The organism is Salicibibacter kimchii, from assembly GCF_003336365.1.
GTDB classification, from domain to species: Bacteria; Bacillota; Bacilli; order Bacillales; family Marinococcaceae; genus Salicibibacter; species Salicibibacter kimchii.
In genome coordinates, this window is the sequence record NZ_CP031092.1 from 2,171,828 (window position 1) to 2,185,723 (window position 13,896).

The 13,896-nt window shown below is 44.3% G+C and carries 12 protein-coding genes; 7 read left to right on the top strand and 5 right to left on the bottom strand.

Annotation, left to right across the window (positions count from 1 at the left end):
- Window positions 1-594: 594 nt before the first annotated feature.
- The 4 genes from jag to rpmH form a co-directional block, all read right to left on the bottom strand.
- Window positions 595-1,242 (bottom strand): RNA-binding cell elongation regulator Jag/EloR, encoded by a 648-nt coding sequence (gene jag, locus DT065_RS11005; protein ID WP_114373333.1) that lies wholly within the window; start codon window positions 1,240-1,242, stop codon window positions 595-597.
- A 2-nt stretch (window positions 1,243-1,244) separates the two neighbouring features.
- Window positions 1,245-2,012 (bottom strand): YidC family membrane integrase SpoIIIJ, encoded by a 768-nt coding sequence (gene spoIIIJ, locus DT065_RS11010; protein WP_114373335.1) that lies wholly within the window; start codon window positions 2,010-2,012, stop codon window positions 1,245-1,247.
- Between the two features lie 34 nt (window positions 2,013-2,046).
- Window positions 2,047-2,421 carry a ribonuclease P protein component gene (gene rnpA, locus DT065_RS11015; RefSeq protein ID WP_114373337.1) on the bottom strand — a complete coding sequence of 125 codons (375 nt, stop codon included), beginning with the start codon at window positions 2,419-2,421 and terminating at the stop codon, window positions 2,047-2,049.
- A 205-nt stretch (window positions 2,422-2,626) separates the two neighbouring features.
- Window positions 2,627-2,764 carry a 50S ribosomal protein L34 gene (gene rpmH, locus DT065_RS11020; protein ID WP_114373339.1) on the bottom strand — a complete coding sequence of 46 codons (138 nt, stop codon included), beginning with the start codon at window positions 2,762-2,764 and terminating at the stop codon, window positions 2,627-2,629.
- A 522-nt stretch (window positions 2,765-3,286) separates the two neighbouring features.
- Here rpmH and dnaA point away from each other — a divergent pair.
- The 7 genes from dnaA to gyrA all read left to right on the top strand — a co-directional run bounded on the left by dnaA (window position 3,287) and on the right by gyrA (window position 12,526).
- Window positions 3,287-4,663: a chromosomal replication initiator protein DnaA gene (gene dnaA / locus DT065_RS11025; RefSeq protein ID WP_114373341.1), complete on the top strand. Its 1,377-nt coding sequence runs from the start codon at window positions 3,287-3,289 to the stop codon at window positions 4,661-4,663.
- Window positions 4,664-4,852: 189 nt separating this feature from the next.
- Window positions 4,853-5,992 carry a DNA polymerase III subunit beta gene (gene dnaN / locus DT065_RS11030; RefSeq protein ID WP_114373342.1) on the top strand — a complete coding sequence of 380 codons (1,140 nt, stop codon included), beginning with the start codon at window positions 4,853-4,855 and terminating at the stop codon, window positions 5,990-5,992.
- A gap of 226 nt (window positions 5,993-6,218) precedes the next feature.
- Window positions 6,219-6,437 carry a S4 domain-containing protein YaaA gene (yaaA, locus tag DT065_RS11035; RefSeq protein ID WP_114373344.1) on the top strand — a complete coding sequence of 73 codons (219 nt, stop codon included), beginning with the start codon at window positions 6,219-6,221 and terminating at the stop codon, window positions 6,435-6,437.
- A gap of 26 nt (window positions 6,438-6,463) precedes the next feature.
- Window positions 6,464-7,585: a DNA replication/repair protein RecF gene (gene recF / locus DT065_RS11040; protein WP_114373346.1), complete on the top strand. Its 1,122-nt coding sequence runs from the start codon at window positions 6,464-6,466 to the stop codon at window positions 7,583-7,585.
- Between the two features lie 108 nt (window positions 7,586-7,693).
- Complete coding sequence (gene remB / locus DT065_RS11045) at window positions 7,694-7,963, top strand: extracellular matrix regulator RemB (RefSeq protein WP_114373348.1); 270 nt, start codon at window positions 7,694-7,696, stop codon at window positions 7,961-7,963.
- 77 nt (window positions 7,964-8,040) lie between these two features.
- On the top strand, window positions 8,041-9,951 hold the full coding sequence (gene gyrB / locus DT065_RS11050; protein ID WP_114373350.1) for a DNA topoisomerase (ATP-hydrolyzing) subunit B: 1,911 nt from the start codon (window positions 8,041-8,043) through the stop codon (window positions 9,949-9,951).
- Window positions 9,952-10,006: 55 nt separating this feature from the next.
- A complete protein-coding gene (gene gyrA / locus DT065_RS11055; RefSeq protein ID WP_114373352.1) occupies window positions 10,007-12,526 on the top strand; it encodes a DNA gyrase subunit A in 2,520 nt (839 codons plus the stop codon).
- 592 nt (window positions 12,527-13,118) lie between these two features.
- Here the strand turns inward: gyrA and DT065_RS11060 are convergent.
- Window positions 13,119-13,841 carry a YaaC family protein gene (locus DT065_RS11060; RefSeq protein ID WP_160112515.1) on the bottom strand — a complete coding sequence of 241 codons (723 nt, stop codon included), beginning with the start codon at window positions 13,839-13,841 and terminating at the stop codon, window positions 13,119-13,121.
- Window positions 13,842-13,896 lie beyond the last annotated feature (55 nt).

A 13,896-nucleotide genomic window follows, 5' to 3' on the forward strand; every position in this document is an offset into this window, starting at 1 on the left:
GCATTCGCATTATCGCACCTCATAAAGGTGGCATGTCACTCTACGATCAACCAAGGGAAAGAACTTCTGAAACACGCTACTAGTGCAAAGGGGTTGATTGAGCCATGAGTAGTGTTTCGGTGTATTAATGAAACAGAGCTGCTTCGGCTTCCCAGCACCCCTATGCTCTTATTTCATGCCGATGCTGTCCTTCCCTCGGCATAGTTGTAGCACTTCGTTTCCTTTTTCATGCCGAAGTCAAGTGTGCTTCGGCTTCCGAGGAGGCCTTTGCCCACCTTTTCATGCCAATGCCGTCCTTTCTTCGGCATATTCGTTGCCCTTCGCCCCTTCTCATGCCGATGCATTGGTTGTTTCGGGTTCCGGACTAGTACATATAGCTTAAATGATCCGCCCCACGCCCTTTGTGTTGCATAGGGCGGATAATATCAAACAAACATCTAGGTTTTGCTGCACCAACTAAGGGGGCTCTTATTTTAGCCATTCTGCACTAGGACAACGAGGAGTACCTATGCTTCCAGGCAATTTCCATTCGCTCGGCCTCTCGTTCTCCCATTGATTTGCCCCAATCATTGAGAACACCCCCATCGCCGTTCGTCAGGGATGAGGGTGCTTTTCGGATGCATCGTCTTTTGGTTGGATCACAATATGTCGACGCGGATCATTTCCGTCTGATATCGTAACAACAGCAGTATCGTGTTGCAGCGTTTGATGAATTTTTTTGCGTTCTTTCGACTGCATCGGTTCCAATACAACGCTTCGTCCGGTGCGCTTTGCTTTCTCCGCCAGACGATACGCAAGTTGTTCTAACGTTTTTTCTCGTCTTTCGCGGTAATTTTCCGCATCGAGTTCAATGCGCAAATACTGTTCGGAATAGCGATTGGCAACCAAATTCGTCAGATACTGCAAGGATTCCAAGGTTTGCCCACGCTTGCCGATGACGATACCAACATTCGGCCCGCTCATTTCCAAGCGTGGATTTTTCTCCTCCGTTTTTGTCGATTGAATCTTCAAATCAACTTCCATCGAATGTAAAACATCTGCGAGAAAATATTCAGCTTCCGCTAAAGGGTCAGGTTTTACCGTGATTTCTAAAATCGCCGGCTTACTGAAAAGGTTCAAGAATCCTTTTTTCGGTGTCTGGATCTCCACGTAATCAACTTGCTCACGACTGACTTGTAGTTCTGTAAGCCCATTGTCCAACGCTTCCTCAACCGTTTTTCCTGTCACCGAAATGGTTTTCAAGATTATTTCGCTCCTCCCGGATTTGTGCGTTTTGCTTCTTTTTTATCTTGAGCTTTGGGGCCTGTGATGAAATACGTTTGAACAACCATAAAGAAGTTACCGACGACCCAGTACAACGCGAGTGCTGCCGGGAAAAAGAAGGCAAATATCCCGATCATGATCGGCATCATATATAGCATAATTTGCATCTGGGGATTCGCGTTGACCATCATCATTTTTTGTTGTAAGAACGTTGTTGCCGCCGTGATGATCGGCAAAATGAAGTCGGGCTCCCCAAGCTGAAACCAGAGAAATTGATGATTAAAAATTTCCTCCGTGCGCATAATTGCGTGAAAAAAGGCGATTAAGATCGGCATTTGGATAAATATAGGCAAACAACCCGCCAGGGGATTAACGCTGTTTTCACTGAAAAGCTTCATCGTTTCTTCTTGCAATTTCTGCTGGGTCTTTTGATCTTTCGCACTATACTGCTCTCTTAATTTCAACAACTCCGGCTGTAATTCCTGCATCGCTTTCGTACTTTTTGTTTGTTTAATCATTAAAGGCAAGATTAAAAAACGGATCATGATCGTAACAATAATAATACCGAGCCCATAGTTTTCACCGGTTGCTTCTGCAATGGTGGTAATCAACCATGAAAGAGGAAAAACAAAAATCGTATCCCATATACCGTCAGAGTTTTCGGTAATGGGTTCGTCAAGATTCATACACCCCGCCATGACCGCTGTTAACGCGACCAGCATGACTGCCAGTCCTATTTTCTTTCGCACCTTCCACATCCTCCTTGCTCATATCCAACGTGCGCTATTTATCTTTTCTATCGGCCGGCTCGCGGGGATGCCCCCGCCATAGCCCTGCCCGTTTGAAAACATGGGTGAAACTTTTGCTCGCCATATGATATTCCATCGACAATAAGGACTTCCTTGCAATAATAATATAATCCTTGTCCGATTGAACAGCATTTTGATGCTCTTTGATCATTTCACGCATCCATCGCTTCAGACGGTTTCGTGTAACCGCGTTTCCTACCTTTCTTCCTACCGTCACTCCATATCGAAAATGAACCTGTCCGGGTTTATCGAGGGCATAAAGAACGAATTGACGGTTCGCGGTCGTTTTTCCTTCCTTGAAAATATCCGCAAATTCTTCGTTGCTTTTGATTCGGTACGCTTTTTTCATCTCTTGCCACCTACATGTACTGCTTATTTCTAAAGAATGGAGGTTAACGATCGAGCGGCCTAAACATAACCTACTAAAAGGCAAGAAGTCAGAGAAGGGAAAAGCTTCGTGGTCATCCCACCTCCCACTTCCTACTTCTAGTTAACAGGGAAACATACAGCCTATTCCAGTAAGTCGAAAAAAAGACCACTTAATATCAGTGGCCTTATGCAGAAAGATTTTTCCTTCCTTTTTTGCGTCTACGCTTGAGTACTTGACGTCCGTTTTTCGTACTCATGCGAGCACGGAATCCGTGTTCTTTTTTACGCTTACGATTATTCGGTTGGAATGTCATTTTGGCCATCGTAAGCCACCTCCCTTTTCATCACCCTAGTTAGGCATTCTAAAAAAGTATACAGAGCGTAAGATGTAAATGTCAAGAGTACCTCGGAAACCGGATAGGTTGTGAATAGTTTTCGACAGCTTTTTCGAGTTTTCGACATTCTTATGTACAAGCTTTCCACATGTTCACCGTTGTGAATAACGTGAAATGTGGATGGTTATTAAGATGTGAAAAACTACGCCAGTTCCCGTTGATACCCTTTATTTTTTTGGTATGATTAACATGTTTGCAGGGAAAGTTGTCCACGAAACGATTTTATTCACAGCCTGTGGATAATTATGTGGATACTTTACACACGTTCTGTATAAATTCATCTCACATCTTGTGAGTCATGCGCATAAGTTGTCGATTATAGGACAAACAACCGGCTCACGCTTGTGTACATTTCGAAATGACAACACGATTGGCTTCCTTCTCTTCAAATCTTAAGTAGGAAGCCTTTCTTACTCTATCCCTAATTTAAAAAGGAGGGATCTTCCTACATTGAAAGAATTAGCTGAACTCTGGGCAAAAACGTTAAATTCGATTAAGAACAAAGTCAGTAAACCAAGCTATGAAACATGGTTAAAGTCAACGGAACCTATAAAACTGGAAAATGATACATTCCTCGTGGCTGCCCCGAATGAATTCGCGAAAGACTGGTTGGAAGATCGATATGCTGAAATTCTCGCCAATACGCTGCAGGACATCACTGGCAATCTTTATACAGTAAAATTTGTCCTTCACACAGACGAATACAATGAAGATAATCAAGCTACGGAAACGCCGGATCAAACGGCAAAAAAAGAGGAAACGACACAATCACCCAGGAGACCGAATGACCATGAAAACATGCCCCGTAATATGTTGAATGGGAAATACACGTTTAATACGTTTGTCATTGGTTCCGGCAATCGATTTGCACACGCGGCCTCATTAGCCGTATCTGAAGCCCCTGCCAGGGCGTATAACCCTCTCTTCATTTATGGAGGAGTCGGACTTGGCAAAACGCATTTGATGCATGCCATCGGCCATTATGTAATGGAACACAGCCCAGAATCACGCGTTGTCTATTTATCATCGGAAAAATTCACGAATGAATTTATCAATGCAATTCGGGATAACCGAGGGGAAGATTTTCGCAACAAATATCGGAACGTAGATATTTTGTTGATCGATGATATTCAATTTTTAGCAGGGAAAGAACAAACACAAGAGGAGTTTTTTCATACATTTAACACGCTGCACGAAGATGCTAAACAAATCGTAATCTCAAGCGACCGGCCGCCAAAAGAGATTCCAACACTTGAAGACCGTTTGCGCTCTCGTTTTGAATGGGGACTTATCACAGATATTACCCCGCCCGATCTTGAAACAAGAATCGCGATTCTACGCAAAAAAGCCAAAGCGGAAATGCTCGATATTCCAAATGAAGTCATGCTTTATATCGCCAACCAAATCGACACAAACATCCGTGAATTGGAAGGGGCGCTTATTCGAGTCGTTGCCTATTCCTCCCTGATTAACGAAGACATGAATGCGGATCTCGCCGCTGAAGCATTAAAAGATATTATCCCCAGTTCAAAACCGAAAGTCATCGGCATTGAAGATATTCAAGCGCATGTGGCCGCCTATTATCAAGTCAAATTGGAAGAAATTACAGCAAAAAAAAGAACGAAAGCGATCGCCCATGCCAGACAGGTGGCTATGTACTTATCAAGGGAAATGACAGAGTCCTCCTTGCCAAAGATAGGCGAAAAATTTGGAGGAAGAGACCATACTACTGTTATTCACGCCCATGATAAAATCAGCAAATTATTAGCAACCGATCAACAGCTACAGCATCAACTCGATGAGATCACAAATAAAGTAAATCATTAACATGTGGAAAACCCTTAATAAACGAGGGGATTATCCACATGTTCATACACAAGGAATAAGCACACGGGCACAAAGGAAACTTGTTTTATTCACAACGTGCACAACCTCTACGACTACTACTGCATTTTTAATAATAAATAATAAAAGCGTTTCAAAGACCTCTGTTTGCTTACGATAGGAGAGGGAAATATGCATATTACAATTGATACCCATACATTTATCACCGGTGTACAACACGCGAACAAAGCGGTATCTTCAAGAACAACCATTCCTATATTGACCGGGATTAAAATTCAAGTACAAACGGATGGGATTACATTAATCGGCAGTGATTCAGATGTATCCATCGAAACATTTATACCAAGCAGTGATGAAGAACAAACGTATATGACCGTTCATGAAGAAGGGGAAATCGTCTTACAAGCAAAATATTTTTCCGAAATTGTACGGAAAATGCCAGGAGAAACATTAACGTTAAAAAAAGAGGGGAATATGGCTGCAACGATTTCCTCAGACAATGTAATTTTTAATTTGAATGGTTTTGATCCGGACAATTATCCGAAACTGCCACAACTAGAGGAAGATCAAGTATTTACCCTTCCGCATCATTTATTAAAAGATCTCATTCGCCAAACCGTTTTTTCTGTATCAACGCAAGAAACACGCCCAGTTCTTACCGGCGTCAATTTCTCTATCAAGGATCAAGCACTAACTGCAACAGCAACCGATAGCCACCGACTCGCGATGAGAACGGTCGGGGTTGAAACCGATGAAACGCTGGAAATCAATAATGTAATTATACCGGGGAAAAGCCTCACCGAACTCAGCAGGATCCTCGGAGATAGTGAAGACATGATCACCATCATTGTCACGAGGACACAAGTGCTCTTTAAAATGAAACATTTACTGTTCTTTTCCCGATTACTGGATGGAAAATTTCCTCTCACATCAAACATGATTCCATCGGAAGGGAAAACAACCGTCACATTGTCCACGAAAGCCTTGAGCCAATCGTTGGAACGAGCCATGCTTCTTTCAAGAGAAGCAAAAAACAATGTCGTTCACGTTAAAAGCGTCGGGACAACGGAAATAGAAATTATGTCGATCTCCTCAGAAGTAGGAAAAGTAAAAGAATCCATCGAAGCCGATGAAATAAACGGCGCAGAACTACAAATTGCTTTTAACGGAAAAAATATTTTAGACGCTTTAAAAACGCTTGATAGTGAAAGGATCTCCCTCATGTTCACCGGCACAATGAGCCCTTTTGTGATTCGTCCCCTCGATCATCACCAAATGATTCACTTATTCTCTCCGGTTCGTACATCTTAGTGTTAGAAAACTAGGCTTATCGCCAAGCTTTAATGGCGAAAGCCTTAGTTGCACTTATGAAGGAAAAAGTTTTATACTTTCTTACCTGCCAAAAACAAAGGGGGGTTCCCTCCATTCGGAGTCCCCTCTTCCTTAATGATCACTGGCTTTCTCTCGTTTTTTTTAGTAAAATAGAAGATGGAATCACATGCTCGTTTATAGATAAACCTCGGATGGTGAGAACAAGATGCAAGATAAAATCCGAATCACAACCCCTTACATCACCTTAGGTCAACTATTAAAAGAAGCGGCTGTTGCGGATACAGGTGGAATGGTTAAAATTATTTTGGCTGAATACAACATTTTCGTGAACGATGAACACGAGGAACGGCGCGGGCGAAAGGTATACCCGGGGGATCGCGTCGAGGTTGAAGATACGGGAACTTTCATCGTTGAAAGAGCTTAATTTCTCAACAAAAAGGAGCGATGAAGTTGTACGTACGCGATCTCTCGATCAGCGGTTATCGAAATCTTGAAGCAACAACACTCGCTTTTGAGAACACCGTCAACCTGTTTATAGGGGAAAATGCACAAGGAAAAACCAACCTTATGGAAGCGTTATATGTGTTGGGTTTTGCGAAATCCCATCGCACTAATCGTGATCGGGAGCTGGTTACGTGGGGAAAAGATTACGCACGTATCCACGGGGAGATCAACAAAAGAATACACTCATTATCCCTTGATATACAGCTTTCAACCCGTGGCAAGCGCGCCAAATTAAATGGATTGGAACAACAACGCGTGAGTGAATTCATCGGCGCGCTGAACATTGTTATGTTTGCCCCTGAAGATTTAAATCTCGTCAAAGGCGGGCCAAAACAACGCAGACGCTTTATTGATATGGAGATTGGGCAAATCAGCAATGTATATCTTTATCATCTGTCCCAGTATCATCGGATATTAAAGCAACGAAATCAGCTATTAAAAGAATATGCGCAAAACCGTACGAACGAGGCGACGGTCATGCACGAAGTTTTGACCGAACAACTCGTAAAAACCGCCGCTCAAGTCGTCCAACGCCGATTATCCTTTATTAACCAATTACAAAAATGGGCTGGTCCCACGCATCGGTCTATTAGCCGACAACTGGAAGAACTGCAAATCGCGTATGTTCCCAGTGCCGATGTATCATTAGAGCTAGACTTGTCGACAATAGAGAATATCTATGCAAACGCTTTTCAGGAAAAAAAAGAACAAGAAATGCGCAGAGGCTTAACGCTCATTGGCCCTCATCGGGAAGACCTTGCCATCTATGTAAATGATCGGGACATCCAAACCTATGGTTCCCAAGGGCAACAGCGAACCGCTGCTCTGTCATTGAAATTGGCGGAAATTGAGTTAATCGAAAAAGAGACTGCCGATCCCCCGGTTTTGTTATTGGATGATGTCCTTTCGGAACTGGATGATTTTCGACAGTCCCATTTATTAAATAGCATTCAGGGGAAAGTGCAAACATTTATTACAACGACAAACATTAGCGGAATTAAACATGAGGTACTTCAACAAGCAAAAACCTTTCATGTCAACAATGGCAATATTTCTCCCAGTGAATAAACACCCACATGTCTGAAGCGAAACAACGAGAGGTATTTTTCACCTCTTTTTCGCTTCCAATCTGGAAGATGGTTGATTCATAGATTTTTAGAGAAATGAGGTGTCTTTTTGTTTGTCCACATTGGTGGATACACAGTCATCCGCTCCAAAGATATCGTCGCCATTTTAAACTATGACGTCCAGGAAGCGTCGACGATTACCCAGCAATATCTTGCGTCTTTGAATGAGAATGAGATCGTAAAAATAGTGGAGGATAACGACGCGACGAAATCACTCGTCGTCACCTCCGAGAAATTATATCATTCACCCATATCCTCCACGACCTTGAAACGACGTTCCCAAAGTATGTTTGTAGACGGGAACGATGAAGGACGATAAGTCCGCAAATATGGCTGAAGTGCCCCGAATCCAGTTTTGTATGAACCTCTAATTAGAAACGTAGGTGAAGATTGCCCATGGAACAACATTCGTATGATGAAAGTCAAATACAGGTACTCAAGGGCTTGGAAGCAGTTCGGAAGCGCCCGGGAATGTATATCGGTTCCACAAACGCACGGGGACTCCATCATCTCGTTTGGGAAATCGTAGATAACAGCATTGATGAAGCGATGGCAGGATTCTGTGATGAGATTCATATCGAGATTGAAAAAGACAACAGTATCACGGTAACCGATAACGGTCGCGGCATTCCCGTCGGTATGCACGAAAAAGAAGGAAGACCGACGTTGGAAGTCATCATGACGGTTCTTCATGCCGGAGGAAAATTTGGCGGCGGCGGATATAAAGTCTCCGGTGGCCTGCATGGCGTGGGTTCCTCCGTCGTTAATGCGCTTTCCGAACATATGGAAGTTGAAATCCATCGTGATGGAAACGTTTACTATCAAGATTATAGGCAAGGGATACCGCAGCAAGAACTTTCGGTTACGGGAGACACGGACAAAACAGGTACACGGATACGTTTCACCCCCGATCAAACGATTTTTACAGAAACGAGAGAATATGAAGCTGAAACGTTAATGACTCGTTTAAGAGAGCTGGCATTTTTGAATAAAGGGCTGCGCATCTTCTTTACAGACAAGCGCGAAGAAGAGCAGCAAACGAATGAATACTACTATGAAGGTGGTATTCGCTCCTTTGTTGAATATTTAAATCAATCAAAGGAACCAATCCATGAACCGCCAATTCATATCGAAAGTGAACAATCAGGCATTCAAGTAGAAATTGCAGTTCAATATAATAATAGTTTTACGAGCAATCTCTATTCATTTGCCAATAATATTAATACGCATGAAGGCGGGACGCATGAGTCGGGATTTAAAACCGGATTAACACGCGTGATTAATCATTATGCCCGCCAGCATCAATTGTTTAAAGACAATGATCCGAACCTTGTCGGGGAAGATGTGCGAGAAGGTTTAACCGCGATCATCTCGGTAAAAATCCAGGATCCGCAGTTTGAAGGACAAACGAAAACCAAACTTGGAAACAGCAGTGTCAGAACGGCCACCGATCAACAATTCAGCGATCATTTTGCCCGTTTTCTTGCTGAGAACCCGGATACTGCCCGAAAAGTGGTGGAAAAAGGAATTACCGCATCGAGAGCGCGAGAAGCGGCAAAGAAAGCCCGTGAATTCACCCGCCGTAAAAGCGCCCTCGAAGTCGGCTCTTTGCCCGGCAAATTGGCGGATTGTTCAACGCGAGACGCAACGATCAGTGAGATGTATATCGTGGAGGGAGATTCAGCCGGAGGTTCAGCGAAAGCAGGTCGTGACAGCTATTTTCAGGCTATTCTTCCTTTGCGAGGAAAAATATTAAACGTCGAAAAAGCACGGCTTGACAGAATCCTTAACAATAATGAAATTCGATCCATTATTACTGCGCTTGGGACGGGGATCGCCGACGAATTTAATATCGAGAAAGCGCGTTACCATAAAATCATTATCATGACAGATGCCGACGTGGACGGGGCGCATATCCGAACGCTTATTTTGACGTTTTTCTATCGTTTTATGCGCCCGTTGATTGAAAAGGGGTATGTATATATTGCCCAGCCGCCGCTATACCAGGTAAAACAAAACAAGAAAGTTCGCTATATCCAAGAAGAAGCAGATTTACAGCCGCTTTTGGATGAATGGCCGGATACGCCCGTGCCGGAGATTCAACGGTATAAAGGTTTGGGCGAGATGAACGCCGATCAATTATGGGAAACAACCATGAACCCGGAAGGACGTAGGCTTCTGCAGGTTACTTTAGAAGACGCAATGATGGCTGACAGTGTTTTCGATACGCTAATGGGGGATAGAGTTGAACCGCGCAGGGAATTTATCGAGGACAATGCGGAATACGTGCAGAATCTCGATGTTTAATACCCGAGGTTTGAAAAGACGCCCTTTTCAAACCTTGAAAATGGGAGGATAAGGAATGGCAGACCACGAATCTAATGTCCATGAAATAAATATTAGTCAAGAAATGCAGACGTCGTTCCTGGATTATGCCATGAGCGTTATTGTCAGTCGTGCCCTTCCCGATGTGCGCGACGGCATGAAACCTGTGCATCGACGCATCCTTCATGCGATGAACGAACTTGGGATGACCCCGGACAAAGCCCATAAAAAGTCAGCGCGCATCGTCGGGGATGTGATCGGTAAATACCATCCCCATGGCGATAGCGCTGTCTATGAAACAATGGTGCGAATGGCACAAGATTTCAGTTACCGGTACATGCTCGTTGATGGACATGGAAACTTTGGATCCGTCGATGGGGACTCTGCAGCAGCCATGCGGTATACGGAAGCGCGTATGTCCAAAATCTCTAACGAACTCGTTCGGGATATTCGCAAAGACACGGTGGACTACCAAGACAATTATGATGGTGCCGAAAAAGAACCTGTCGTTTTACCGGCGCGTTTCCCGAATTTGCTCGTGAACGGAGCAGCCGGGATCGCGGTTGGGATGGCGACAAACATCCCCCCGCACCAATTGGGAGAAGTCATAGACGGTGTATTGGCATTGAGCCGAAACCCCGAGTTGAGTATTGACGAATTGATGGAGCATATCCCGGGTCCTGATTTTCCAACGGCAGGTTTGATCATGGGCCGAAGCGGGATCCGAAAAGCATACCACACAGGTCGGGGATCCATTACCATACGGGCCAATGCGCATATCAACGAGCAACGAAGCGGCAAAGAAGAAATTATCGTTACGGAGTTACCCTTTCAAGTCAACAAAGCACGGCTTGTAGAAAAAATTGCCGAGCTCGTACGAGAGAAAAAAATCGATGGCATTACGGATTTACGCGATGAAACATCTCGAAAAGGGATGCGTATTGTAATTGAAATTCGTAAAGACGCCAATGCCAACGTTATTTTAAACAACTTGTATAAATGGACGGCTCTGCAAACGACGTTTGGCGTCAATCTGTTGGCACTTGTAAATGGGCAGCCGGAAGTACTCAATCTCAAACAATCGCTAAGCCTTTATCTTGACCATCAGGTCGAAGTGATTCGCAGGCGCACCCAATTTGATTTGAACAAGGCAGAAGCTCGCGCTCACATTTTGGAAGGCTTAAGAATTGCCCTCGATCACATCGATGCGATTATCGAATTGATCCGCTCGTCTGAAACGACAGACATTGCCCGTCAGGGCCTGATCGAGAACTATGACCTAAGCCATGAACAAGCGCAAGCGATCCTTGATATGCGTTTGCAACGCCTCACCGGTCTTGAACGGGATAAGATCGAAAATGAATATGAAGCGTTGATTGAACGCATTGCGGAACTAAAAGCGATTCTGGCCGATAACGAGAAAGTTCTCAATATTATTCGCGATGAACTGAGTGACATTAAAAAACGGTACAATGATGAACGACGTACAGCTATTCACGCTAGCGAAAATGTCTTGGAAGACGAAGATTTAATCCCGCAGGAAAATGTCGTGATCAGCATTACCCATGAAGGGTACATTAAACGTTTGCCGCTTACGACGTATCGGAGCCAGCGCCGTGGTGGTCGGGGCATTCAGGGAATGGGCACAAATGATGGAGATTTTGTCGAACATTTGTTTACGACCAACTCTCATCACACCATCCTTTTCTTTTCCAACAAAGGAAAAGTTTATCGCCTCAAAGCATATGAAGTGCCCGAGTTAAAACGTACGGCAAAAGGGATTCCGGTGATCAACCTCTTACAAATCGAAAAGGGTGAGGAAATCAGTACGGTGATTCCGATTGAAAAATACCGGGATGATGATTATCTGCTGTTTATCACGAAAAAAGGCATTGCCAAACGAACCCCATTATCCGCATATGCTAATATCCGAAGAGGCGGCCTCTTTGCCGTAAACATCCGGGAAGATGATGAATTGCACGGGGTACGCCTTACGGACGGTGCCAGTGATATCATTCTCGGTACGAAAAACGGCATCGCCATTCGGTTTAATGAAGAAGATGTAAGGCTCATGGGCCGGACAGCTACCGGTGTTAAAGGGATTTCCCTTGACCTAGACGACGAGGTCATTGGCATGGATATGATCCGGCCAGAAGAAGATGTGCTACTCGTGACCAATAAAGGCTTCGGAAAAAGGACAAAAGAAGACGAATTCAAAGTTCAAAATCGTGGCGGCAAAGGCCTAAAGGCATGCACACTTACCGAACGAACCGGGCATGTGATCGCACTTAGGGTTCTTTCCGACGATTATGATTTAATGGTGATGACGGAAAAAGGCATTATCATCCGTATCCATGTTAACGAGATCTCTGAACTCGGTCGATATGCCCAAGGCGTCATGCTCATTCGAGTCGATGAAAATGAAGAAGTTTCAACCGTAGCCCCCGTTGAAGTCGAAGAAATGGAAGAAGAAATTCAAGAAGAAGAGGAAGAAGAAGAGGAAGAAGAAGAAAAGGGAGAAGAAAGCTCTCCACAAACAGATGGAGACGATGAATAAAGCCAAAACGGCCCCGACATCCAGACGGTGATGCGGGCCGTTTTTTTTTAATAGAAGGTATGAATACATGCGAATTGTCCAAGTACCAAGCGCATGGTGCCCGAAATTGATCGAAACTGGCCTTCCCGGGCACCATGAAGCGTTTAAGGTGCCCCAAATGCGGGTTCGGCACGCGTTTCGGTCGCCATGAAGAGCCCATGGCGACCGTACAATGGCCTCTTTCCGATTTACGGGAACCATGATCCCTCTATGGTGCCTCCAATATGGTTTCGGCGTGATTTCGGTCGTCATAAAGCTGTTATGGCGCCTGAAATCCGGGTTCGTTGCTTGTTTCGGTCACTATGAACCAGTCTTGGCGACCGTAAACCGAAGATTTTTCGCCTATCGGGCTTCATGGCACCAAATCTTATGCATATCTCAACGATTTGGCGTCACAAACGCCGTGTGAAGACAAATCGTTGGCAAAGCCATTTTATCTTTGCGTCACAACCATCGTCTGAAGACAAATATCCGGCACATCTCTTATATTTGGCGCCTAAATACAGAGTTTCAGCCCGTTCTACACTCGTATCGTCGTCTAAATTAAAACCCTTCATCTCCCCATAAGTGCACCAAGTGCCTTTTCCACGATCATCGCTTCACAAATCGCGGGGCATTGTTCGACGTACGTTTCAAGCAACGGAAGATCGGCCGATGAACGTTGGGAAATTAGCTCTCCCCACCACTCCGTTTCATAACGGTTAATCATGCTGAGATTATATAACAGTAAATAGTGAATCAATAAGCCCGGCAACGTTGCTTCTTTTCTTTTCGTTTTGAAGCGGGCATCGGCACGGACCGAATCTTGCAGCAAAGGAATTTGTAAAAAAAGCGTTGCCATTTGAAACCGATCCTGATGGACCGCCTCCTCCTGGCACATGTGCTGCAGCAGATGAGGAAATAACCCGTGCTTCTGAATTTTAACCTCGTCATCGATAAAACGATAATCTTTCCGTTTTCTTTTTCGGGTAGATACGCCGTGGGCGAGTACACTTGTGGTGGAAGGATAGGTGGGATCATAGAGTAAAATCAGCGCTTTTATCAAATGGCTAAAGCCATAAAATAAAAGCAACGGCCGGGAATGAAAGGGCATGCGGCAGGATTCTTCCAACAATGAACGCCCTTGTTGCCAGCGATGGATAAACGGCAATGTGTTTGCATACGCGTATTTTTTCGCGAGTTTTTCCTGGTCGAAGAGGGTTTGATAACGATCATTCAGCTTTTTGGTTAACGTTTCTGTTACGGTATATGGCTGAAAATCAGAAAATGTATGCAAAATACATTCCTCCGGTGAACACACTTATTAGAAATTTAGAACTTCTTGAAGAGGG